Origin of the sequence: Shewanella sp. ECSMB14101 (assembly GCF_000773485.1) — a bacterium.
GTDB lineage: Bacteria > Pseudomonadota > Gammaproteobacteria > Enterobacterales > Shewanellaceae > Shewanella > Shewanella marisflavi.
Window position 1 is genome coordinate 1 of the sequence record NZ_JSFF01000009.1, and the last position, 25411, is coordinate 25411.

The 25411-nt window shown below is 48.8% G+C and carries 20 protein-coding genes; 12 read left to right on the top strand and 8 right to left on the bottom strand.

Annotation, left to right across the window (positions count from 1 at the left end; genetic code table 11):
* Window positions 1–486 precede the first annotated feature (486 nt).
* A complete protein-coding gene (locus tag NY07_RS08845) occupies window positions 487–1722 on the top strand; it encodes a M48 family metallopeptidase (RefSeq protein WP_081953801.1) in 1236 nt (411 codons plus the stop codon).
* Window positions 1723–1731: 9 nt separating this feature from the next.
* Entirely contained in the window at window positions 1732–2571 is an 840-nt protein-coding gene (locus NY07_RS08850; protein ID WP_033538997.1) for a hypothetical protein, read from the top strand.
* 423 nt (window positions 2572–2994) lie between these two features.
* Here the strand turns inward: NY07_RS08850 and NY07_RS08855 are convergent, their stop codons facing one another.
* The 3 genes from NY07_RS08855 to NY07_RS08865 form a co-directional block, all read right to left on the bottom strand.
* Window positions 2995–4173, bottom strand: coding sequence for an AAA family ATPase (locus tag NY07_RS08855; RefSeq protein WP_033538998.1), 1179 nt, complete (start codon window positions 4171–4173; stop codon window positions 2995–2997).
* A 300-nt stretch (window positions 4174–4473) separates the two neighbouring features.
* Window positions 4474–4815, bottom strand: a complete 342-nt coding sequence (locus tag NY07_RS08860; protein WP_033538999.1) for a hypothetical protein — start codon at window positions 4813–4815, stop codon at window positions 4474–4476.
* A gap of 285 nt (window positions 4816–5100) precedes the next feature.
* The gene (locus NY07_RS08865; protein ID WP_033539000.1) at window positions 5101–5337 is read right to left on the bottom strand and encodes a helix-turn-helix domain-containing protein; all 237 of its coding nucleotides are present in this window, start codon (window positions 5335–5337) and stop codon (window positions 5101–5103) included.
* Window positions 5338–6594: 1257 nt separating this feature from the next.
* On the opposite strand from NY07_RS08865, the gene NY07_RS08880 reads away from it, so the two are divergent.
* The 3 genes from NY07_RS08880 to NY07_RS18885 all read left to right on the top strand — a co-directional run bounded on the left by NY07_RS08880 (window position 6595) and on the right by NY07_RS18885 (window position 10178).
* On the top strand, window positions 6595–7392 hold the full coding sequence (locus tag NY07_RS08880; protein WP_033539003.1) for an NYN domain-containing protein: 798 nt from the start codon (window positions 6595–6597) through the stop codon (window positions 7390–7392).
* 161 nt (window positions 7393–7553) lie between these two features.
* Window positions 7554–7841: a hypothetical protein gene (locus NY07_RS19600; protein ID WP_200884299.1), complete on the top strand. Its 288-nt coding sequence runs from the start codon at window positions 7554–7556 to the stop codon at window positions 7839–7841.
* A 12-nt stretch (window positions 7842–7853) separates the two neighbouring features.
* The gene (locus NY07_RS18885; RefSeq protein WP_200884300.1) at window positions 7854–10178 is read left to right on the top strand and encodes an AAA family ATPase; all 2325 of its coding nucleotides are present in this window, start codon (window positions 7854–7856) and stop codon (window positions 10176–10178) included.
* Window positions 10179–10471: 293 nt separating this feature from the next.
* On the opposite strand, the gene groL is transcribed toward NY07_RS18885, so the two are convergent.
* Entirely contained in the window at window positions 10472–12121 is a 1650-nt protein-coding gene (gene groL, locus NY07_RS08890) for a chaperonin GroEL (protein ID WP_033539004.1), read from the bottom strand.
* Between the two features lie 57 nt (window positions 12122–12178).
* A complete protein-coding gene (locus NY07_RS08895; protein ID WP_033539005.1) occupies window positions 12179–12469 on the bottom strand; it encodes a co-chaperone GroES in 291 nt (96 codons plus the stop codon).
* A 226-nt stretch (window positions 12470–12695) separates the two neighbouring features.
* On the opposite strand from NY07_RS08895, the gene NY07_RS08900 reads away from it, so the two are divergent.
* Window positions 12696–14063: an MATE family efflux transporter gene (locus tag NY07_RS08900; RefSeq protein WP_033539006.1), complete on the top strand. Its 1368-nt coding sequence runs from the start codon at window positions 12696–12698 to the stop codon at window positions 14061–14063.
* A 25-nt stretch (window positions 14064–14088) separates the two neighbouring features.
* Window positions 14089–14739, top strand: coding sequence for a Qnr family pentapeptide repeat protein (locus NY07_RS08905; protein WP_033539120.1), 651 nt, complete (start codon window positions 14089–14091; stop codon window positions 14737–14739).
* A 2-nt stretch (window positions 14740–14741) separates the two neighbouring features.
* Here NY07_RS08905 and NY07_RS08910 read toward each other — a convergent pair whose 3' ends face one another.
* Window positions 14742–15686, bottom strand: a complete 945-nt coding sequence (locus tag NY07_RS08910; RefSeq protein ID WP_033539007.1) for a LysR family transcriptional regulator — start codon at window positions 15684–15686, stop codon at window positions 14742–14744.
* A gap of 200 nt (window positions 15687–15886) precedes the next feature.
* Here NY07_RS08910 and NY07_RS08915 point away from each other — a divergent pair, with 200 nt between their 5' ends.
* The 5 genes from NY07_RS08915 to NY07_RS08935 all read left to right on the top strand — a co-directional run bounded on the left by NY07_RS08915 (window position 15887) and on the right by NY07_RS08935 (window position 21989).
* A complete protein-coding gene (locus tag NY07_RS08915) occupies window positions 15887–16969 on the top strand; it encodes an efflux RND transporter periplasmic adaptor subunit (RefSeq protein ID WP_033539008.1) in 1083 nt (360 codons plus the stop codon).
* A gap of 3 nt (window positions 16970–16972) precedes the next feature.
* Complete coding sequence (locus NY07_RS08920; RefSeq protein WP_033539009.1) at window positions 16973–20047, top strand: efflux RND transporter permease subunit; 3075 nt, start codon at window positions 16973–16975, stop codon at window positions 20045–20047.
* Window positions 20048–20496: 449 nt separating this feature from the next.
* A complete protein-coding gene (locus tag NY07_RS08925) occupies window positions 20497–20907 on the top strand; it encodes a c-type cytochrome domain-containing protein (protein ID WP_033539010.1) in 411 nt (136 codons plus the stop codon).
* A gap of 291 nt (window positions 20908–21198) precedes the next feature.
* Window positions 21199–21585: a hypothetical protein gene (locus NY07_RS08930; RefSeq protein WP_033539011.1), complete on the top strand. Its 387-nt coding sequence runs from the start codon at window positions 21199–21201 to the stop codon at window positions 21583–21585.
* Window positions 21586–21620: 35 nt separating this feature from the next.
* Complete coding sequence (locus NY07_RS08935) at window positions 21621–21989, top strand: DUF6677 family protein (RefSeq protein ID WP_033539121.1); 369 nt, start codon at window positions 21621–21623, stop codon at window positions 21987–21989.
* A 74-nt stretch (window positions 21990–22063) separates the two neighbouring features.
* Here the strand turns inward: NY07_RS08935 and NY07_RS08940 are convergent, their stop codons facing one another.
* On the bottom strand, window positions 22064–22369 hold the full coding sequence (locus NY07_RS08940) for a hypothetical protein (RefSeq protein ID WP_033539012.1): 306 nt from the start codon (window positions 22367–22369) through the stop codon (window positions 22064–22066).
* A gap of 542 nt (window positions 22370–22911) precedes the next feature.
* Entirely contained in the window at window positions 22912–25311 is a 2400-nt protein-coding gene (locus NY07_RS08945; protein ID WP_033539013.1) for a zinc-dependent metalloprotease, read from the bottom strand.
* Window positions 25312–25411 lie beyond the last annotated feature (100 nt).

Here is a 25411-nt window from a genome sequence, read left to right on the forward strand (position 1 = left end):
TTTTTAGTCCCCGCTTATCCGCGATGAACCAGAAATAAGCCCCCCAGAATGTATCAACCAGGCCCAGTTTTCCAGTAATCAACCTTTTTAGAATCCCGCCCTCTAGAGGCGTCTCTGAACTAAGCTCTTCCATGTTCTTATCCTTTAAAAAACGGTAAAAATTTTTACGCTATTACAAAACGATAACATAACACAAGGTTTGACTCAGAAAAGCAAGCTGAGTCAAAGATTACAATAGGTTCAATCATTAATGGAAGGCGTAGAGCGAGCGAAGGAGTTAGGGCTGACGTTGAGTCAGCATAACGGTGCTAACCTGTTCTATAACTTTGATTAATCGCGAAGAACCGAATAATAGATCAGACACCTCAAATATCGTCACTGCATGCGGTTAACCCTTGGACTCCAGGCACGCAACATGTTATAAAACACACCCACCTTTGTTAAAAGTTTGTGAAACACCCTTTCTACTCACAACAACTAGATTCTATGGATAGAAAACTCATAACAATAGCAAGCATCATAATGCTCGCAACGGCTTGCGCATCCACGACAAAATCCCGTGATGTAAAGCCTTTAACAGTAAATGCTGCCGTCTTACAGTCTCCCGAAGAAACTAAACTGTTGAAAAAGTCTCAGCAAGTTCATGATGAATTGGTTCGCAAGGGATTGATAGTAAGAGATAAGGAACTCAATCGTTATATTTCCGATCTGGCAGCTAAGGTCGCCCCTGAATTTAACCACCCGTCGATTAAGTTAAATTTTTATGTGCTGAAAGATGCCTCAGTCAACGCCACCGCCTTCCCTAACGGGAACATATACTTGAATGCGGGTTTAATCTCTAAACTCACTTCTGAAGAGCACTTGGCATTCGTCATTGCACACGAAATCGTGCACGTTATTAACAGACACAGCTTGCTAACGACCATCTCCAGCAAAAATACCATAGCCTCCTCACACATAGCTAACATGCTGCTGATGGGCACCAACCTAGTCTATTTTGCCACCTTGAGTGAATTGTCTTCCTTTAGCAGAGAAAAGGAGGACGAAGCAGACTATGGTGCCATGAAACTCCTGCATGCCTCCTCAATCAATTTATCTGAAGGCGCAAAAGCCATTGCGAATTTACGACTAGGCAAAAACAACAAAGAGAGTGCGTCGATTTGGAGCTCACATCCAGATATTGACGAAAGGCTTTCAAGGTTCGGCGACAGAGTAACAAGCAACCATTGGCAGAATGACATAGCTACCGTTGATGTTGCGCAATATCAAAGCATCAGAACAAAAGTGGCGGAGCAAGTCATTAAGATCAGATTGCTCAATAAACAATTTGAGCTGGCAGAAGAAGTGGTTACACAAGAGCTAACCATCACTCCGAATAACCCAAAGCTCCACTTTTACCTCGGCGAAATTCACAGGCTTAAAGTTCAACATCCCGATGCCACTGCAACTGAACACGCATGGCTTAACGGTATAAAAGATGACGAAAAACTCAGGGAACTTTTGAGCAAAAATCATGCTGACTATCTAGTGTCAGCAAAACAGAACTATGAAAAAGCACTGGCCATTGATGAGCATTTCACGCTCAGCTATCGAGGGCTAGCCATGCTCGCTTTACATAGAGGTGAAAAAGACCAAGCAAAAGCGCTTTTTGATAAGTACTTAGGCACGGAAAACATTAGCGATCGCCGCTACATTACATCGATTAGAGATAATATTCATTAAGGAATGAAAATGAGAAAATTGTCCATAAACCTGTTCTTTGCTTGTTTGGTCCTCTTTATCACTGGGTGTACAAACACCGCAGTAAGACACCACCAAGATTATCAAGAAGCAGCAAAAAATGTTGGTTCAGTCGTTATATTTCCAGCGGATGTTGAAGTAGAACTCATTGTGTTTGATGGAGACAACGAGAGGCTTACCGAAAAAGAAGACCTCATCAGGGCTGAACTTCACAGCATTGCCAAGACCAAGTTAGAACAAGAAAACCTAAAAGTCATTGAATTCAATTTCAAGCAAGAAGCTGAGAACGATGAAAACTTTGCCTATGCAGTCACTCAGGTAAAAGAAGCTTGGAATCTTGCTAAGCAAGAGATGTACAAAAAAGGTGTTGTCAGCGAAAAAAACAAGGCCGATTTTCAAACCAATCTAGGCAGCATTTTAAATTTCGTCGCAGAAAAAACCAATGCAGACTCAGCGCTATTGATACATTTCAACGCCTATGAAAAGTCTGATGGTGTTATCGCCAAGGATGTGACCACTAGTATTTTGGTGGGCCTGTTAACCGCAGGTGCCGTCGTACCAGTTCAGGCAACTCAGGGCTCTTTCATCGATGTTGCACTCATTGAAACAACCAGCGGCAAAATTCTCTGGGCCAACAGAAGAGTCGGCGCAGCTGCGAATTCAAGCGTAGCCGATGGGGTACTAAAAGAGCTACCTGACCTAGTTTGGAAAACTGAAGTCCCTATCACAGCAGAGGCGGCCCCTGAACAGATAGCTGTTGAACAGACGGCCCCTGAAAACGTTGCATCGGAACTGGCCACCAGTGAAGCCGGTGATACCTCAAAGCAATAGAGTAAACACGCTTTAAAGCCTATCGGGCAGTCAATAGCAGGTATAGACCCTAGCCATTGATTGCCCAATTTTATCCCTAGCATCCATCAACACAGCCAGCCGCCAAGTGCTCAGAGCCCCCACTCCTTTCATCATTTGTATAAGCAAGATGTTATGAGCAAACATAGTTAAAATAGCGGTGTTTACTTATGCCTGGTTATAGAGGGCATATTTACTGAAAATGGGTCGCCCCTGTAAGGCCACATAAAGTGTATTCTGACCCCGCTTACTCTGGCTCCGCTGATGATGACCCCGCTTATTATGAGCCCACTGATACAGCCGAAGGGTCTGAGGAGAACCTACTCAGACCCTAATAAGCGTTAATCGGTGAAGCGGTGGCCAGCTAAAGCTGACCACTCAATGAGTCTATTTAAGAGGAAGCGGTTACAAAGGCTTGCAACACACACTGTATCTTAAGTTTGCTCGACGATGCAGTTCATAAACCTCACACCCTAGCATTGGCTCAGTTCTGTTAAGTACTGCGCCATAACGCTCAAAGTAGTCTTCGTTGACTTGTTTTGCACTGATAAGCGGGACTTCAATGCTGACATCGACACGACCTTTACGTATCAGCGCTGGGTCGAGATTCTCAACATGGTTTGTGGTCATGACGACCAGGCAATCATCCAGTGGAATGACTCCATCTAAGGCGTTTAGCACGCCGCCTAAGGTTAATGGTGGATTATCGACATTACTTTCAGCAGCGCGTGATACCGTCGCTTTTACACAGTCACAGTCTTCTATCAACAGCATAGATCCTGGCGGTACCTTTCTGATGGCCTTATGAATCGTGGCATCATTGACAGTCGATAGGTTCAATATGTATAGATCGCGGCAATACTCAACCGCCAAGGCTCTGGCGATACCTGTCTTACCCGTCCCCGTTTTTCCGTGTAACAGTATGGTGAGCTTACTGGCAACCCCTTTACCGCTACTGGCGAAGTTATCAACTTCCCCCATAAACTCCTGCTTGAACCCAGCATCTAGCACTAATTCACTGAAACCCTCTGATTTCAATGTGCCATAGCGGCACCATTCGGTTTCCTCGAAAATACTCACTTTTGGCGCAGTCGATATGTCTCCACGCGTATCTTCTAAAAGACTATGTAGCTTATCTTTTGCCCACCATGGTGCGATAACAGTAATGGTGTCGTATGCCATAGTGCTAGCGACCTTAGATCGAGTCGCCAACATGTAGCAGCCTTGGTATTTAAACAGGTGCATACCATAGCCGATAGACTTAACACTGATACGGCCGTCGTAATTCACACTGTAGTCAAAGTAAACAGCCTCAGAGATAGAGCGCGAAAAAAGCGGAATGGTAGTATTACTGATCAAGAAGGACAGTTTATTGAATACTTCTGTGCGCGCATTATGGCTGTCATCGATTGTCAGCCGTATAAACAGCAGGCTACCGAGCCAACTAAACACCTTAGTGAAGATATCTTTTAGTATGTAGCCTGTGAGTCCAATTAACGCGAACGTTAATACTCCAACAATTACAGCCGTCAACAAAGGGTCGCCATTGGTTAGCGCCTTTATCTGTAGTAATACCTCGTTCATTTACGTACCTTTACTATAAATGCCTAACGGACATCGCCGAGCATACTACCGACAGAGTCGAGGATACCACCAAGGTGTCCTCAGTATGTGCGCTATAGCACGTGGATAAAGCGACTTGATTTAAGGAGCCTGACTAAGCCCCCACTTCTCATTCGTAAGGTAATAACTGCCCCATCTATTGGATAAACGCGCAAGAAAATGACGAGGGCAAATACTGCCGTATTTGCCCTCCCGAAAGTTACCTTATTAAAACTTACTGATTCAGCATGTTATGTGAGAAACAAGTTATCTTAGACTGATTCACATCTCTTTTTTGAGCGGTGTCAGGCCTTGTTCTCGACTCTTAATCGCGGTTTCTAAGTCGAAACCACCTGATTTCCAGTTACTTGCTTCTTCTGCATTAAAAGACTGCTTACTCCATGCAATTGCACTATTGAGATCGAATCCGGCTTTAGACCAAGTGTTAGACTGCTCGGGAGTGAATCCGTTTTGTCGCCAAGCTTGTGCCTGTTCAGCATTAAAGCCTATGTCTTTCCAAGCAACAATATCTCGTTCTGACATACCTTTCCAAGTTACAGGCTCTGGAGACGATGCGCAGGCGGCAAGTACCATGGTAATCAGGATAAAACTGAGCTTTTTCATTGTGTTATCCTTACTTTAAACAAGTATGCAATACACACCTTGATTGCATAAAATTTAACCAAGCAATATTTAAGATAGTTGCAAGTTTTTAAGATCACAAGTTGAATACGGGTGAGAAAAAGAACAGGCTACCTAGGCTAGGTTACGCTTGATATTGTCGTTCGAATGTAGCCATTGACGTGCTTAAAGAACTACCTGATAGAGTTTGATCTAGTGGAGTTCTCACCCCCAGAGTCTGCAACCAGAGAAGCATATCTAACACAAGGATTGGTGATTCAGCCATAGCTAGTACCACTCACTTGAGCCGGCATCCGACTTTGATTCAACAGAGAGCCGAATCCCCAGACCATCGAGTATCTTGAATAGGGTAGAGATGTAGACATCCTCCCCCTTCTCGACACGAATCAAGGTTTTCTTAGTGACACCGCACAACATTGCCGCCACCTCTTGAGTCAGCGCCGCTTCCTTCCTGCGGGTTTTAATCAGTAATCCCAACGAATCTTGGTTTAACGAGGAGCTCATAAGATCACCATAAAGTGTACTTTGCTACACTTTAGCCACGATAAAGGGATGATTCAACATAAAAGTGTAGCAACATACACTTTTTAAGTATTAACAAGACCAATGGAGCAAAAAGTGTAACATCATACACCTTCCATCTATTCAAGTTAGCAAATGGGCCAAAAGTGTCACTTGTTACACTATCAGAGTCTCTAACACCGCAAAACATCATCGACACTATTCTGACGGCTCCCGACCATTTCGAAGCAGTACCTTGCTAACTATTGCCTTACGCGGCGGCGATATTGTAGGATAAGTTAAGTTTTTGTTGATAAAACAAGATTTAAGCGTTCACTAAAGTACGCGAATGAATGTCAGGGATGGCGCCGCTCTTAAAAGAGCTGCATAAGGCAAGGACAGCTTTTCACACCTCACCTCAAACTCCCCTCTCTGGCTCATTGGCTCTGGCTCATTGCTCTGAATCTGACTCAGCCAACTTTAATGCAATAGCAAAGCACATTAAGCAAACTGCGCAGTTTGTGACCTTGGATAAGGTTTTGTCTACAGCAGCTTGATAGCTTTATGTTTTTATTAGATTAATCTGATTATTCTCGCTCTGGGATAGCTAGAATTCTCTGCGGTAGCTATCGCTGTCGAATATCGGATAGCCGCCAAGCTGCGCTTGGTTAAAGTCGTGGTGTTCCACACCACACCGGGGAAAGGGGCCGTTTCGACAGGAAATTGCGTCCATGCAAAAGAGCCTGCTCACCATCCATGGTTCGCGCTCATAAACGCTCTACGAGCAATCGCCCTTATCCAATCCCTCAACGCTCCAGCGCACCACTTGAAAGCATTTTCAAAGGAATGAGTTTGATGCAAGAAGTCAAAGTAAACCTGTATGACTGTCAACACTGCTCGGGTACAGGTACCTGCACTAACGGCAAAGATAATTGCTCATGTGAAGTTTGCGCCAAGAAGAATGAAATCCCATTCTGGCGTAGGCGAAACCAGTATGGACTAATTTGTGGATCATGTGGCGGCATAGGTAAAGCTGAGGCATTAACAGAGAGAATGAACAAACGAATCGCTCCTCTGCTAGCCATTTATTTGGTCGTATCCCTATTGGTCTTAATCAGTGTATTGGCGCTTATAGACAACAAATACTTCTCGGAAGTTCTAGCATTTTCAAGTGCGGTCATAGGCTCGGTATGCGGCTACTATTTCTCAGCAATTAAGAGTCAAAGCTAATTCTAATAAAGACTAATTCGGGGCTAACAGATGCAAGACGTAGCAAAAATAGCGGTGTTTATCGATGCCGATAATGCACCAGCAAGAAAGTTTGACGTGGTACTGGCTGAGCTAGCCAAGCATGGCGTGGTGAGTATTCGCAAGGCCTACGGCAACTGGAAAAGCCCAGGCCTGAAGCATTGGGAAGATATTCTGCACGAATATGCCATTCAACCTATTCAGCAGTTCGACCTGACCAAAGGAAAGAACGCCACAGATATCGCCCTGGTGATCGATGCGATGGACATCCTATACACCAAAGATATCGATATCATGTGCCTCATCTCCTCAGACTGCGACTTCACCCCCTTAGTCACAAGAGTGCTCTCAGACGGCAAAAAGGTATTCGGCTTTGGCGAACGTAAAGCCCCCACCGCATTCGTTAACAGCTGCTCCCGCTTCCTCTACCTAGACGCAGAACCCGAGGTCGAAACCGAAGTAGAACAGCAAGTCGAGAAAGCAATAGAGCCGACAACAGAGAAAGAAGCTAAAGCCGTCACGCCAACCACAAAAGCCAGTGCTCCCCGCAAACAAAACCTTAAAGGTGACACCAAATTAATTCACCTACTGCGACAGGCAATTGAGGCAACAGAAGAAGATGACGGCTGGTCACGCCTCGGCCCCATCGGCTCTCACATTTCGAACCACAGTTCATTCGACCAAAGAAACTATGGCTTCAAGAAACTCAGCGATCTCTTCGCCGCCATAGACCTATTCGAGATGCGAAAAACCAACGGTTCAGTTATGTGGATCAGAGAATGCAAACGAGCCAAGAAGAGTGGGAAATAAGCTCAGCACAAAGAAAGTGCGAGTGTAAAAAGACAAGAAAACTACACGTTACATTACCAAGAATTTGTTTTTGAAACTGAATTGGTTGACTAGCAGTAAAGGTGAATACGGACACAACTCTACTTATTACTATTAAAATGTAAATTAATATAAGGGAAGATATGATCCAATCTGAATTTCAGCGCTTTCTCCAAACTTTATTATTATCTCCATCCACTAAACCTGTTCATAAATTTGCAAATTTGGTGTTAAAACACCTAGATAAATTAGCTCCTCTAGGAACCCATCAAGGACAAAGAGTGAAGCATATCGCTAAGATTGCTTCACTAGAATGGGCTAGTTTAAGTGCAGATATCCCTACAGATCTAAAAGATGTCACATCTGATGTAGCATCTTTTACTCAACTAAAAGAATTGTCTGTCGATTCGTTTAGAGGTTTTAGTCGCTAAGAGGTATTCGATCTGAAGAGCCATTTAGTTCTAATCTTTGGGCCAAATGGAACTGGTAAATCAAGTTTCTGTGAAGCCCTAGAATATGGGCTATTAGGATCTGTAGCAGAAGCTGATAGTAAGCGCTTTAAAAATGTTGGAGCTTACCTGAGAAATGCACATACAAATAAATTTACACCCCCTAAATTATTAGGCACAGATTCCGATGGCAATGATATACACATCAAACCTAATGATGCGCTTTACCGGTTTTGCTTTGTTGAGAAAAATCGAATAGACAGCTTTTCGCGTATTGCGGCACAAGCTCCAGCTAAACAATCGGAGCTCATATCAACATTATTTGGTCTAGATGCATTTAATGAGTTTGTTAAAAATTTCTCACTTGAAATCGATGAAAGGTATATTGATATAGAAGGTGTAAAAGCTAAGCTACTTACTCAAAAACGGCAGCAACTTCAAGGAGCTATTCAGCAGATAAAGCTCAATCAAAGTATTGTTGAGCAAGCAATAAATGATGAAACAGCCTTAGCATCTCGCTATACAGAAGGTTTTAACTTACACAAAATGCAGTTCGAACTTGAAGGTACTGAAAATAAACCGGGAAGAGTACCTATACTCGAAGCTGAACTGCAAAAACCGATTCCACAGAAAAGTCACCTGACATCTGCACATCTAAAAACTGTAAAACAAACACTGATAAAAAGTATAAATGAATATAAGCAGAAAAGCAGTGAATTAGCAGAGGCTAGCCAACAAGTATCCTTCCAAAATTTATTTGAAGCAGTTAAACAAGTGCAGCCAATTAGTCCTGATAAATGCCCTGCTTGCTTAACACCATTAACAGAAGTAACCATTGACCCTTACAGCTATGCAAAAGATGAACTCGCTAAACTTCAGCATTTAGCTGAGTTGCAAAGGACTATAGCGCAGCTTGATAAAATGGTGCAGCAAAAGCTTCTTGAGCTTTATCAAATAGTATTAACTTGCTTAAATTTTTATCCAAGAGACAACAAGCTAACGCCATTTAAGTTATTGGATATGTCACGATTAAATCTGGCGTGGTGGGAAAGTTTACATGGTAATTTAGACGATAACACAACAGCCATACTGCATATTGACACACAAGTCAGTTGCCTAGAGAAGCAAGATGTTGAGATTGTTAATATTCAAAAAAATAAAGACTCTCTGCAAGAGGAGCTAAACCGATTAAAAGGTTTCCTTAAAGATGCACAGAAGATAGCAGCAACGAAAGGTGCAGCTATCAAAGCAATTGAAGGTGCTCAAAAGCTCATAAATGAATTTGATGAAGCTAACAAAGAGCTTATTTATGAAGTAAAAAAAGAAGAACCAATTGTTGCACAAAATATCGAAATTAAAAATTCTTACCAACAGTTTGTAACTCTGCTAAATGAGTATCGGAAAAAACTACCAGCACAATTAGTTGAAAATTTGGGTGATATGGTAGTACAGCTTTATAACGCATTTAACCGAAACGATGCACCGACAGAGCTAATGGCATCTATTCAATTACCATTAGAGCAAAATCAAAAACTGAAGATGTCTTATCAAAACGAGCCTAATAAATATTTCGATGCGCTTCACGTATTAAGTGAAGGTCACATTCGCTGTGTTGGCTTGGCGATACTATTGGCAAAAAACATCAAGGAAGGCTGTCCTCTTCTTATTTTTGACGATCCTGTTAATGCAATTGATGATGATCATCGCGAGTCTATCCGGCGTACACTTTTTGAAGATAATTACTTTGATGGTAAACAAATTATCCTCACCTGCCACGGAGAAGAGTTCTTTAAGGATATTCAAAACTTATTGTCGGCAGAGCAAGCTAAAAGTAGCCAGCGACTGGCGTTTTTGCCTCGTACTGATGAACCCCATATTCAAGTTGATTTCAACTGTGCTCCGAGAAATTATGTTGAAGGCGCACTAGAGCATTTTCGCAAAAATGAATTACGATTTGCACTAGGTAAATCACGTCAAGCGTTAGAGTCGTTAACTAAGAATAAAGTCTGGCGATATGTGAGCAGGTACGGTGACGGAAATTTAAGTATCAAACTTCGCGCAGCTAACGCACCTATTGAGTTACGTCAATTAACCGAGCAACTTAAAACCAAAATCAATAAAGGTGACTTTGCTGACCCAAACAAACAAAATATCCTATTACCTCTAACACAATTATTAGGTGTTAATGGCGACTCTCGAGAATGGCGATATTTGAATAAAGGTACTCACGAAGAAATAGACAGAGCGGAATTTGATAGAAATTCAGTTAATACTATTCTATTAGCGATAGAATCATTAGATCTAGCACTAATAGCTTAAGCCGAAGTTTACTCAATACTTATAGATTCAGGGGCTTTATTCGTAGTGTGATACCAATTCAAATAACTCGCTTTCCTACAACAAAATCTTTTTAGCAGATCCAAATAATAAAGCCCCGATGTCGTCAGACATCGGGGCTTTTTACTAACTTGGTTTCAGGCTGTTAAGCTTTAGACCAGCAGAGTATTTTACGTGGTATAAATCTTGTTAGAGCAAGGCGCTTTACCGCGACGTTTAGTACACTAAACGAGTGGTGAAGCAACGCAGCTATCACAGATTTAGGCCCGTAAAATTTACATCATGCCGCCCATACCGCCCATACCACCCATTCCACCCATGCCGCCCATATCGCCAGCACCAGCTTCTTGTGGAACTTCACCTACCATAGCTTCGGTAGTGATCATCAGACCTGCGATAGATGACGCGAACTGTAGAGCGCTACGAGTCACTTTAGTTGGGTCAAGGATACCCATCTCTAGCATGTCACCGTATACGTCGCTACCAGCGTTGTAACCATAGTTACCAGAGCCGTTCTTCACGTTGTTCGCTACCACTGAGGCTTCTTCACCCGCGTTGGTTGCGATTTGACGTAGAGGCGCTTCCATGGCGCGCAGTGCGATAGTCACACCGTGCTTCTGGTCTTCGTTAGCCACTTCAACTTCGCCGATCTTAGAGGCAACGCGGATCAGGGCAACACCACCACCAGCAACCACACCTTCTTCAACGGCGGCGCGAGTCGCGTGTAGCGCATCTTCGACGCGAGCCTTCTTCTCTTTCATTTCAACTTCGGTAGCCGCACCAACTTTGATCACTGCAACACCGCCGGCTAGCTTAGCCATACGCTCTTGTAGCTTCTCTCTGTCGTAGTCAGAAGTAGATTCTTCTGCCTGGATCTTGATCTGGGCAACACGGGCAGAGATCTGCTCTTGCTCACCATTACCGTCGATGATGGTAGTGTCATCTTTGGTGATCACAACGCGCTTAGCTGTACCTAGGTCTTCCAGAGTGGCTTTTTCAAGCTCTAGACCGATCTCTTCGGCAATCACAGTACCGCCAGTCAGGATAGCGATATCTTGTAGCATCGCCTTACGACGGTCACCGAAACCAGGTGCCTTAACCGCAGCAACCTTAACGATACCGCGCATGTTGTTCACAACCAGAGTCGCTAAGGCTTCGCCTTCAACGTCTTCGGCGATGATCATCAGTGGCTTACCAGTTTTCGCCAGACCTTCAAGGATTGGCAGTAGCTCACGGATGTTAGAAATTTTCTTGTCAACCAATAGGATGTATGGGTTTTCAAGTTCAACGCTGCCAGTTTCTGGCTTGTTGATGAAGTATGGAGACAGGTAACCACGGTCGAACTGCATACCTTCAACCACGTCCAGCTCGTTCTCTAGCGCCTGACCTTCTTCAACGGTGATCACGCCTTCTTTGCCCACGCGCTCCATCGCAGTTGCGATGATTTCACCGATTGACTCGTCAGAGTTAGCAGAGATAGTACCTACCTGAGCAATCGCCTTAGTGTCGCTACACTCTTGAGACAGGGTCTTCAGCTCGGCAACAGCAGCAACAACCGCCTTGTCGATACCACGCTTAAGATCCATTGGGTTCATGCCAGCGGCAACGGCTTTCAGACCTTCGGTCACGATAGCTTGCGCCAGTACGGTAGCGGTAGTAGTACCGTCACCAGCAGCGTCGTTGGCTTTAGAAGCAACTTCTTTCACCATTTGGGCGCCCATGTTTTCGAACTTGTCTTCTAGTTCGATCTCTTTAGCAACCGATACACCATCTTTGGTGATCAGTGGTGCGCCGAAGCTCTTGTCTAGCACTACGTTACGGCCTTTAGGGCCCAAGGTGACTTTAACTGCGTTAGCCAGTACGTTTACGCCCGCAAGCATTTTTACGCGAGCATCATTACCAAATAAAACTTCTTTAGCTGCCATGTTCTGTATCCTTTAATAAAATTCTGGTTTAAACGGGATAGTAAGTAACTTAGTGGTTTATTCCACTACAGCCATTAAATCTGATTCAGAAAGGATCAAGACCTCTTCACCGTCGATCTTCTCTTTCTTGACGCCATAACCTTCGTTGAAGATCACTATGTCACCCACTTTTACGTCGAGTGGCTGCACAGTGCCATTTTCAAGAATTCGGCCATTGCCTACAGCAAGAACTTCACCGCGAGTTGACTGCTCGGCTGCACTACCTGTAAGTACGATGCCACCGGCTGATTTTGATTCAACTTCAGAACGCTTAACAATGACGCGGTCATGTAATGGACGAATATTCATCTACGGACTCTCCTAATGATTTTTTTGCCCAACAAACGTTGGCGGTTTATCAAAATAAAGTGCGGCGACATACCTTTCGCCGCGGGATGTTCGATATATGGGGATGGGGTTGATGAGATCCAAGGGCTTTACAAAAAAAATCTGATTTTTTTTAACTGGGTTTTATAAAACATCAGCCATTCCTGATAGAATTGCCCTCCTTCTGTTACCAAGGCAATCCACTTAAATGAGAGACAGACACGGGCTGCTCAGCCAGCCAATCGGTCGTGTACTGCTAAATATGAGCCTCCCGAACCTGATTGGTATTCTCACCATTCTTGGGTTCAGCCTTATAGACACCTTTTTTATCAGTCAGCTAGGCACTGAAGCCCTGGCGGCTATTAGTTTTACCTTTCCGGTCACCCTGATTGTCTCCAGCATTGCCATCGGTATAGGCGCCGGAGTATCGACCAACTTGGGCCGCCTTATCGGCAGTGGTAACAGCCCCAAGGCCAGAGTCTTTTTGCACGATGCCTTACTGATCACCTTCTGGCTGATCGCCGCTATCTCCTTGCTGGGCAGCCTGTTTATCGACCCGCTATTTACTCTGCTGGGTGCCAACGACTTCAGCCTGCCGCTGATCCACGACTATATGTTTCTCTGGTATCTGGGGGCGCCGCTGCTGGTGCTGCTGATGGTGGGCAACCAGGGGCTACGCGCCACCGGCGATACCAAGTCACCGGCCAAGATCATGGCGCTGGCGTCTCTGATTAATCTGGTGCTCGACCCACTGCTGATCTTTGGTCTGGGCCCCTTCCCACGACTGGAGATTCAGGGCGCGGCCATTGCCACGCTGATCTCTTGGATAGTGGCGCTGTCATTGTCGAGTTACCTGTTGATCATCAAGCGTAACCTGGTGGATTTTGCCGAGTTTAATTTAGAGCGCATTCGTTGTAACTGGCGTCAACTGGCCCATATCGCCCAGCCTGCGGCGCTGATGAACCTGCTCAACCCTGTGGCCAATGCCATCATCATGGCCATGCTAGCCCGCATCGATCACAGTGCGGTGGCGGCCTTTGGTGCCGGTACCCGTCTGGAGTCTGTGCTGCTGATCGCCGTGATGGCGCTCTCCTCCAGTTTGGTGCCCTTTATCGCCCAAAATCTGGGTGCAGGACAGACACAACGCGCCCGCGAGGCCCTGATGCTGTCACTGCGTTTCGTGCTGATATTTCAGACACTCATCTACCTGCCGCTGGCACTCATGGCGACGCCTATCGCCCAGCTGTTCAGTAAAGATCCTCAGGTGATCGAGTGGCTCAGCTTCTACATCATCGCCCTGCCCGCCGCCTATGGGCCGCTGGGGATGGTGATCCTCACCGCCACCTCGCTCAACGCCTATCACAGGCCGATGAGTTCACTGGTGCTTAACCTCTGCCGCCTGTTTCTGCTCTTGCTGCCGCTGGCGGCGCTGGGCTCCTATCTAGGCGGGGTGAAGGGACTCTTGCTGGCACTGCCTATTACCAATGCCGTGATGGGTATCGCCTGTTATATCCTGGCCAGTCGCATCACAGAGCCCAACACCACGCCCAAGCATGTCGAGATCTACAAGCGTTAACAGAGGGGATGATGTGCAACACGAGATGCTTGAGCAAGACTTTTTTGAGCATGACTTTAGCGGTGAAGATCTGCAGGGGCTGCTGTTTCGTCGCTGCCGCTTCGTACGCTGCAGCTTTAACCGCGCGGATTTGACCGACTGCCATTTCGAGCAGTGTCAGTTTGTCGAGCCCGGCGATCTACTGGGGTGTGATTTTAGCTACGCCACCCTAATCAACGCCAAGTTCAGCGACTGTCGCCTCAACCTAGCACGCTTCACCGGTGCCCGCTGCTTCGGCGCCGAGTTTCGAGACTCTAACCTGCAGGGCGCCGACTTCTACCGCGCCAGCTTCACCAATCAGATAGGCATCAACCACTACTTCTGCAGCGCGGTGATCAGCGGTTGTAACCTCGCCTATGGCAACCTGTCGCAGGTAATAGTGGAAGAGTGTGAACTGACCGACAACCGCTGGCGCGGCGCCAACCTGACTGGCGCATCGCTAAGGGGAAGCAACCTCAGCGGCGGCGAGTTTAGCCCTGAGCTGTGGGGCGAGTTCGATCTCAGGGGCGCCAACCTGACAAGGGTGGATCTCGAGGGGCTGGATCCCCGTGAAGTGGCGCTGGAAGGGGTGATGATAGACGCCTGGCAGCAGAGTCAGCTGCTGGCGCCCTTTGGCTTAATCGTCTGCGGTGAATAGCGTTAAATTAACGGCTTGATCGCCCCCTTGGTTCTGGCTTCGCGATCGCAGGCGCCGTTTTGAATACACTCCTCTAAGGCCCTCATCATATGGTCGATAAAACGTTGGCTGGCGAGACTGATAAAACGCCGTGAGGGATAGACGAGGAAGCACTTGCCCTCATAGGGTTCTATCTCTTTGAATAACATCACCAACTTACCGTTTTCCACATATTCTTGCGCTATCGGCAGTGGCATCATGGCAATGCCGCGTCCCATCAGGGTCGCTTCTAAGCAGGTGCCCAGGCTATTGACACACAGGTTGCCTTTTACCGAGATAATTCTGTCCTTTCCAAAGGGCACTTCGTTGAAGATCCTGCCGTTGGGGTAACGAAACAAAATGGAGTTATGCCCGTCCAACTCTTCAGGCGTCGTAGGCGTACCTGCCCGCTCCAGATAGTCAGGACTGGCAAAGAAGTGCGCGGTTTCGCTAATGACATGCCGCGCCACCATCTCATTTTCGTTGAAGGCATCTTCGAGCATAAAGGCCAAGTCGATATTGTTGCGGATCATATCTTTAGGCTCTGAACTGACGATGATCTCCACCGTCAGCTCAGGATTGAGATCCATAAACTCAAATATCGCATGGGTGATATGCAATATTTCCGGAATGGGAAAGATCAAGATACGTAAATGGCCGGTGACCGCCGCTTCCTGCCCCGATAGCTCGGAGAAGGTTTGCTCCAGGGTGGCCAGCAAAGGGGTGGTTTTATTATAGAAATGACTGCCTGAGGCGGTAAGGGTCATGGCCCGACTCTGGCGGTGAAACAGCTTGACACTCAGCTCATCCTCCAGCGCCTGCAGCCGTCGACTCAGGGTCGATTTAGGCACATTGAGAATATCGGCTGCCTCAACCAGACTGCCGGTCTCAACGATGCGGTGGAACAAGGCAATATCTTCGGTTTTCATGGCTTTCTCACTCGCTTAACAATAAGGCTCACTCCCAGCTCACTATTACTTTGCCCACACTCATAGGCGTAAATCAAGCCAATTTAGTTTCATTTTTTGGAACCTAAGGTTCCATTTAATTCCATTTTACTAAGAGTAACCCACTGTTATCTTTATCCGCCTACGGGATACAACTTGTCACAAATAATGGAGTTTACGATATGAAACACCTGACAACCGCATCATCACTACTCGTATTAACTCTAGTTCTTGCCGGTTGCACTACAGAATCTGCCGAGATCACTCCAGAGAGTGTTCGCCCAGTTAAGCTGCTTGAGATCACCGAGTTAAACCAAAACTCATTACGCCGCTTTCCTGCAAAAGTGGCCGCCACTAAGCAGGCCGAACTGTCGTTTCGATTATCGGGTCAACTGGTAGAGTTCACTCTGGTAGAAGGTCAGCAGGTCACTCAAGGGCAAGTGCTAGCGCGTCTCGATGACAGAGATGCCCGCAACAACCTGCTCAATCGCGAAGCAGACCATGAGCTGGCCGTTGCCGACTTTAAACGTAAGGGCGAACTCCTGCGCCGTGAGTTGATCTCCCAGGCCGAATACGATCTGGCTAAAGCACAACTTAAATCTGCCGCCGCCAATCTGGCCAACGCCCAGGATCAGCTGAGTTACACTGTGATCAAGGCGCCCTACAACGGCACCATTGCCAAGACACAGATAGAGAATCATCAGATAGTGCAGGCCAATCAACCTATCCTGCTGCTGCAAAAAGATAGCTTTATCGACGTGGTGATTCAGGTACCAGAATCACTGGCCAGTCGCGTCACCTCATTTAACCCTAACTCACCGTCGCTGCCCATGGTGAGCTTTAGCAACCAGCCCGATAAAGCATATGCCGCCCGCCTGAAAGAGTTTGCCACTCAGGTCACCCCCGGCACGCAAAGTTATGAAGTGGTATTTACCTTGCCAGTCCCCAGCGACATCAAGGTGCTGCCAGGCATGAGCGCCCAACTCACATTAGATATCACCCAAGCGAATGAGCACAAGGCGAGCGCCGTGGTGCCTGCCAGCGCCGTGGTTAAGCGTGATCAGGATGGTAAGAGTATTGTGTGGACCTATGATCTGGGAACAGGCTCAGTATCATCTCGCGAAGTCAGCCTGGGTAAGGTGACCAGTGAAGGCATAGAGATCCTCCACGGTATAGGTCTTGGCGATCGCGTCGTGGTGGCCGGAGTGCAGCAACTTAAAGAGGCGCAGCAAGTGAAGCCACTTCGCTGGCAACGAGGTGTATAACCGATGAATTTTGCCGAGTACTCCATCACTCATAAAGTCGTTAGCTGGATGTTTGCCTTGCTATTGCTGATTGGCGGTAGCATCTCATTTTTTAGTCTGGGCCAACTCGAATTTCCCGAATTTACCATTAAGCAGGCGCTGGTCGTCACCGCCTACCCCGGCGCGTCACCTCAGCAGGTCGAAGAGGAGGTCACCCTGCCGCTGGAAGACGCCCTACAGCAACTCGATGGCGTAAAACATATCACCTCAATCAACAGCGCCGGCTTGTCGCAGATAGAGATCGAGATGAACGACAACTTCGATGCCACCGAACTACCACAGGTATGGGACGAGGTGAGACGCAAGGTTGGCGATATCACAGGGACACTGCCTCCCGGCGCCATGACGCCGTCGGTTATCGACGACTTTGGCGATGTCTATGGCATCTTGCTCAACCTCACGGGTGATGGCTACAGCGAGCGCGAGCTGCAAAACTACGCCGACTTCCTGCGTCGGGAGCTGGTGCTGGTCGACGGGATTAAACGCGTCAATATCGCCGGCACTGTCGAGGAGCAGGTCGTGGTTGAAATTTCGACCCAGAAGATCAACGCCCTGGGACTCAACCAAGATTATATTTACGGTTTAATCAGCAGCCGCAACGTGGTGTCGAACGCCGGCAGCATCAAGGTGGGCGACAATCGCATCCGTATTCATCCCACGGGAGAATTTGATGATGTCAGCCAGCTCAACCACCTAATTGTCAGCGCGCCTGGCGATACTAAGCTCATCTACCTGGGCGATATCGCCAAAGTGTATAAGGCGGTCACCGAGACGCCAGAGAACCTGTATCACAGCGGCGGCAAGCATGCGCTTTCTATCGGTATCGCCTTCTCCAGCGGCGTCAATGTGGTCAATGTGGGTGAAGCCGTCAACCTTAAAATAGCTGAACTCAACAGCGAACTGCCGGTCGGGATGACGCTGACGACGGTTTACGATCAGAGCAAGATGGTAGATCAGACCATACAGGGCTTTTTGATCAACCTGGCGGAATCGATTGCCATAGTGATAGGTGTGCTGCTGATCTTCATGGGGCTGCGCTCTGGTCTGCTGATGGGATTGGTGCTGCTACTGACCATTCTGGGTACCTTTATCATGATGAAGGTGCTCAATATCGAGCTGCAGATCATCTCACTGGGGGCGCTGATCATCGCCCTGGGGATGTTGGTGGATAATGCCATCGTGGTCACCGAGGGGATGTTGATCGGCCTGAAGCGGGGTCAATCTAGGTTAGAGACAGCTAAGCAGGTGATTCAGCAGACTCAGTGGCCACTGCTGGGCGCGACTGTGATTGCCATTATCGCCTTCGCCCCCATAGGCCTGTCTGACAATGCCACCGGCGAGTTTTGTATCTCGCTGTTTCTGGTGCTGTTGATCTCTCTGTTTATCAGCTGGATCACCGCCATGACACTCACCCCCTTCTTCTGCAACATCATGTTTAAAGATGGATCGCAGCCAGATGAGGCAGCGCAAGATCCCTACCAAGGTTGGCTGTTTCAGCTTTACCGCACCACGCTGAGTCTGGCGATGCGTTTTCGCGCCCTGACGCTACTCGTGGTGATCGCGGCACTGGTGAGCGCCGTGATGGGGTTTAGTCAGGTGAAAAACGTGTTTTTCCCCGCCTCAAACACGCCGATGTTTTTCGTTGATGTGTGGATGCCTGAAGGCTCTGACATCAAGGCTACCGAGGCACTGCTTGGACGTATCGAACAGGATCTGCTTGCTCAACAACAGCAGACTGACGCGGGTCTGGTGAATATCACCAGCGTGGTTGGCCAAGGGGCGCAGCGTTTCGTATTGCCCTATGTACCAGAGAAGGGTTACAAGTCTTACGGCCAGCTATTGATTGAGATGACAGATCTTGAATCATTGAACCTGTATATGCGCAAGCTGGAACAGGATCTGGTGCAGCACTACCCAGAGGCCGAGTACCGCTTTAAGTATATGGAGAACGGCCCTAGCCCTGCCGCCAAGATTGAGGCGCGTTTCTACGGTGAAGACCCGGCGGTATTAAGACAGCTGGCACAGCAGGCGAGCGATATCCTCAGGGAGGAACCTACGGCCACCAGCGTGCGTCATAACTGGCGCAATCAGGTGACCCTGATCCGCCCACAACTGGCGCTAGCCCAGGCGCGCGAAACCGGTATCAGCAAGCAAGACTTAGACAATGCACTGCTGACTAACTTCAGCGGTAAGCAAGTAGGTATCTATCGCGACAATAGTCATCTGCTGCCGATTATCGCCCGCGCCCCCGCCGATGAACGACTCAATGCCGACAGCATCTCTGCGCTGCAAATATGGAGCGCCGACAATCAGGTATTTGTGCCTATCACACAAGTGGTCAGCGACTTCGTCACCGAGTGGGAAGATCCATTGATCATCCGCCGCGATCGCAAACGTGTGGTGTCGGTACTGGCCGATCCCGTCAATGGCACGGACGAGACTGCCGATTCGGTATTTAGAAAGGTGCGGTCAAAAATCGAGGCTATCCCCTTACCCAGTGGCTACCAGTTGGAATGGGGCGGCGAATATGAAACCTCGCTAGAGGCGCAAGAGTCGGTATTCAGTTCGATTCCGCTGGGCTATCTGGCCATGTTCCTCATTACTGTGCTCTTGTTTAACTCGGTCAGACAGCCGCTGGTGATCTGGTTTACCGTGCCGCTGGCGCTGATAGGTGTGGTCTCTGGCCTATTGTTATTCGATGCACCCTTTAGCTTTATGGCATTGCTCGGGCTATTGAGCCTGACGGGGATGATCATCAAGAACGGCATAGTCCTGGTGGATCAGATAAACCTTGAGCTAAGCCAGGGCAAAGCGGAATACCAGGCGGTATTTGACTCGGCCGTGAGTCGCGTTCGGCCGGTATTGATGGCGGCAATCACCACCATGCTGGGGATGATCCCGCTATTGTCTGACGCTTTCTTTGGCTCAATGGCGATCACCATCATCTTCGGACTCGGCTTTGCATCTGTGCTCACCCTCTTGGTATTGCCGGTAACCTATACCTTAGTGTTCGGCATCAAGGTGCCTAAGCCAGCTTAAGTAGCCTCCCCCTAACGCTTCCCGGCGTGCCCGGCTCTTCGGAGCTGGGCTTTTTCTTTGCGGCGAGTCAGCTTTACAGACAAGCGAGCGCCAACCTAGTCCTAGGGAAGGTGCGAATAAGTCCCGTGCTTGCTCTGCGTGTGCTTAAAGTGGATAGATGCAAGGCACAGTTTGCAGCGAATGGCCCTAGTCCTTCGCAAGAGCTGTAACGCAGCAAATACCGCTGTAAGCCTCGCCCTGCGGGGCTTTGATAGCAACACCATTTCGGCGTTATTCAACTTCAGCAGGCCTCGGCATGCCCTCAGTTGAATGCCTTGAACTGTCGCTGCTATCAAAGCCAGAGCTGTGCGACGACTTGTTCTCACCTTCCCTAGCATTGGATCTGGGTGCTTTTGTGTTCACGGGACTATACTTAAACCGTACATAATACAAGGTTATTGGAGGATACTATGTATGCTCATCACTCCATCGACAGGCGCCTGTTGCTTGTAGCGGCATTGGCCGTAACGGCGCTGCCGGGCTGTGAGCGGCCGGTGAGCTTCTCATCTGAAGTACAGCCCATATTAACCGCCTCCTGTGTCAGCTGTCATTCAGGCTCAGGTGAAGGCATGTCACGCACTCATTTGGCACTGGATAGCTATCAAGGTGTCATGCGCGGAACTCAGCTGGGCGCAGTCGTGGTCCCCGGCAGTGCCGCATCCAGCACACTTTACTTAGCGATAGACCACAAGGTCGACAGCAAGATCCAGATGCCACCGCACCACAATGATAAATTTGCGCAAGGCGAAGGAAAGCCACTTAGCAGCGAGCAGATCGCCATTATCAAACGTTGGATAGATGAAGGCGCTAAACAGAACTAGCCTTTCTACCTGCTAACCACCGCCACAAGGCGGTGGCTTTTTATCTAGGGCCTGTTGGCCTTCCTTGTTTGTTTTTACAGCAACCTATCTCATTTAAACAATAAAGTGCCGAAGTGATCTGGTGATTCTACGCAGACTAACGGTAAGGGATGAGAGCAGGCCTTCAGGCTCTGTATTAAGAGGCCATCTAAATACCTTGAGATTGAACAAAAATTACCCCCGCAAGATAAACAGATACTAAAGACCTGTTATTATCAAACGCATCCTTAAGATATCTACTTGGAAACTCTGATGCGTTACCCGTTTAGTTTGGCCCTGTTGATTGCATTTCTGCTGACTGGCTGTGCCGATAGCCCTGCGCTATCCGAGAAAGAATCCCAGGCGCAAAGCCAAGTGCAAGTGCAAACCCAAGTGCAAGCGCAAACAGAGCAACAAGAATTAGGGGTCATGGTGCTGGCACTACAGCAGGCAATCGCTACGCCATCTGCCGAGCATCTTGAGGTGATCGCCCGCTACGGCACGGATTCACGCTACTATGTGATGATTCGCGGCTGGCTGGTGCAACAACTTAGCGGCCTAGAGAGTCAACTGGCAGCCCATGGCGACCAGGCCCCCGAGGCGCTGCGTGCTCAGGCCGAGCACCTTAAGGCGGCGATTAGGCGAATTGACTTGGAATAATGCAGAATATAACCACTTGGCCCAAAGCGAATATTATGAATAAAGCTATCACCGCCGCCCTTATGTCGGCCTTCATCTGCCCAGGTTCGGGCCACTTCTACCTTAAGCGTTACAACACGGGCACCCTGCTCTCCTGCATTAGCTTGGGCGGGCTGGTCTATCTCTTGTATCAGGCGGTTAATCGCGCGCAGGCGGTGTCAGATAAGATACTGTCGGGAGAGGTGCCACTGGAATTTAACGCCATCTATGCGGCGATAAGCCAGGTGCCCCAAGGCAGCGAGGCCTTTTGGGTCGATGTCGCCACCTGGGCCTTTATCTTAGGCTGGTTGGTGGGGATCATTGACGCCTACCGGCAGGGCAAAAAGCTGATGCTGCAAGAAGCGAGCACGACTGCACAAGAGTAGGCCGCATACTACCGCCCTGGTCAAACGCCCATAAAAAAAGGAGCCTGGTCGGCTCCTTCGCAAAAGGGTGATATTCAGCTCTGTTTTCTTGCCGCTTCTGTCTTAGAAAAATCATGCTGAGTCGATCTCGGCTCATCCATCACCAGATCGCTCGGTGGATTATCGGCAAAACGATACTCACTCTTGGCTGCGGTCGTCTTGGAAAAATCATGACGACTGCTCGAGTGCGGCAGATCTTTATGCTGAGCGACGGGATTGTTGGCAAAAACGTAATCGGCTCTTGCCGCAGCGGTCTTGGAGAAATCGGGTCTCTCGGCAAGCGCCTGGGTTGTAAACAGTAAAGAGGCTAAAGCTAAGGTCGTGCTGGCTAACAACTTCATTATGTACTCCAATCTTTTTATGACCACAATTAGCTAACAAAGATACTAACCCAAATGTCACATTTTTTGAACAAGATCACAGTAAAGCATGCAAATTGTTACACTTTTTGCATGGTAAGCATTTCGCTCCTAATTTTGTTATCAATTCGAATTGCCGGGTAATATCTGACTCTCGGCCGACTCTCGCTCATGGGTTGCGGACACCTTAGCCACAGGCTAGGCAGATAAGGAAATAGACCTGTCGCACCTGATCAAACTGGCGAGCCCGGTGGCTGCGATCGACTTTGGCTACCAACACGGGTTTGCCCCTATCCATTAGCAACCTAGCAGCTGAACTCAATGCCGTGAGCCTTTGCAAAGGCTGCATCAATCCAATCGCGAAGAGCAGACCACATTCCACTTTTTCGATTCACTACAGCGCCTCTCGAACAGCGCCTCTAGCACAGCGAGTTTTCAATACTCTCGCCCATATTTTTATACTCTCGCCCATATTTTTATACTCTCGCCCATAAAAAAGCCCCGCTTAGCGGGGCATTTTATGACTAGATAGGCGAGCCAGGCGGCATGGCCAGCGGCTTGTCGATCAGCTTAAACTTAGCGTCTTTAAGCCCCTTCTCTATCCCCTCAAGCAACCATTGATAATGGGCCGACTCATAATCGCTGCTGCGTTTCACCAGACGACTGAGCTGCTTCTCGGCAAAGGCCAAGCGGCCCGCCAGCTGCGCCTTCACCTCTGGCGAGCTTGCCTGGTCATGATAACTGGCCAGCAGGGTGTCGAGCACCACGGCATTCACCCGCATCCACACCCCTTGTGAGGCCCAAGTCGGCGCATCGGCAAACAGCGTCTTGCCCAGCAGCTTGTTCACCAGAGTCACCACTGACAACTGTTCCTTGTCGGCGAAATAGCCCTGATTGACACGATTCAGCCGGCTTGGGCGCAGCAGCTGCTGACAGGTGTGACGACTAAGCACCTCGGCCATACCGAGTGGATCTATGACTACGCCGGTGGCGCCATCGAAACTCTCTCGCGTGGCGCGGTAGTTACCCGATTTAGGCACTAAGGCATCGATCACCTTGGGCGGCAGCACCAAGGCTTCGGCGTCCAATCCTTGTAGCAGGGTTTCTAAGGCATTTTTTTGCAACTCGGGCGCCATATAGTGCCAGGTGCGTCCCCCTTCCTGCATGGAATAGCTGTAATCTGTGCCGCCGATAAACTTGGCGGCGGCGGTTATCTGATAGCGGGTCAACAGATAGATGGGCACCAAGGCATCGCGCAGTTCACCATAGGGCTGCTCGCTGAGCAGCGCCGAATCGCTAAAGTCATTGATAGCCAACTCGCGCACCTTAGCCAGACGACTCAGCTCGGCCACGGGATCCTTGCCATTGTCCCACAGGCTGGCGTAGGCCTGGCTGGCGTCTGCGCTACGTGAGTCGGCCTCGCCGATATAACGCAGCCCCTGACGCTCGACTGCCTGCATCAGCTCGGTGAGTTTCGCCTGTTGATCTGCCGCGCTAAACTGACCATAACCATAGGCAATGGTGAACTTATCCCAGGCACCAATGCCTTCATCGTAAGGCGCGGAGATATCTATCTTATCGCCCTTGAGTGTCGCCTTAGGGTGAGGGTAATCCATCACAGAGGCGTTATCGTTACTTGAGGCGGCAAAGTTATGATCCAGCCCCAGGGTATGACCCACTTCATGAGCCGACAACTGACGAATTCGCGCTAGGGCCAACTCGGTGACCGCCTGTTCTGCGGCGTCTCTGTCGTCCCATCCTGCGGTAAGGCCGCGGGCGATCAGATGATCTTGCCTAACACGCTGACTGCCCAGGGTTACATGTCCCTTGATGATCTCACCTGTGCGCGGATCGGCGATGGCGCTGCCGTAAGACCAACCACGTGTCGCCCTATGCACCCACTGGATCACGTTGTAGCGAATATCCTGGGGATCGGCATCTTCCGGTAATAGCTCCACCTTAAAGCCGTTGATAAAGCCTGCCTCGTTGAAGGCGGTTTCCCACCAGCGAGCCCCCTCTAACAGGGCGCTGCGAATAGGCTCAGGCACACCGGGATCCAGATAGTAGATGATGGGTTTAACGACTTCGCTGGGCGCATCCCCCGGGGTCACTTTTTGTAAGCGGTGACGCAATAGATGACGCTGCACTATGTCACGGTCGATCTCAGTCCCGTAATCCAGATACTCATCAGACAGGTAGCCGCTGTTGGGGTGATAGGCTCTGGGCTGATAGTTATCGTCTGGCAGCGCAACGAAGGAGTAGCGCATCCGCAGTGACAGCGCCTTACCGTCTGGGGTGACTTCTGCCACCTGAGGTCCGGCCTTGGCCCCCTTGAAGGTCAGCAGCACGTCGACATCGCTGTTACGCTCGAAGGACTTTACGCCCTGAGGCAAAATCAGCGAGCTTTCTTTATCCAACTGATAATGGCCCTGCTTGGTCTGCTCCAGGGTATCTTTGATGCCATGCAGATCATTGAGCACCAGCTCATTGATGGCCACCAGCGCTTGTTTACCGTCAAGCACCTTGCCGCGCCAGAGTACAGATTCGGCGAACGCCTCTTTTACCGCTCGCTGCTCGGCGCCGTTGTCTGTTGTCGCCCGGTAGCGGGTATTAAGCTGTTTGAGAATGAGATAGGGACCGTGGCGCTCAAACTGCACCAAGCGGGTCATCCCTAGTTGGCCGCGATCCAGGCCGATATCGTTAGACCCCACACCGTGTGGCAGACTGGTCACCAGCAGAAAAGGTTGATTGAGCCGCGTGGCTTCGAGGTAAAAGTCGCCCGAACTTTGCTGATAAAACAGGTTAATAAAGCCTTTCGCGGCCTGACTGCTCTTAAGCACCTGAGCACTGTTTTCCACCGCGAGTAGGGAAGCGGTCGGCATAAAGGTTAAGGCAAGGGCCAGCGCGAGTGTAGAGGGTCTCATGTTATCTCCTTGCTGAGACTTATGATGGGAGACTTAGTTGTTCAAATATTATGGGTCTCGTGAATATCAACCACTTAGCTTAACAGGTATCAATTCTCGC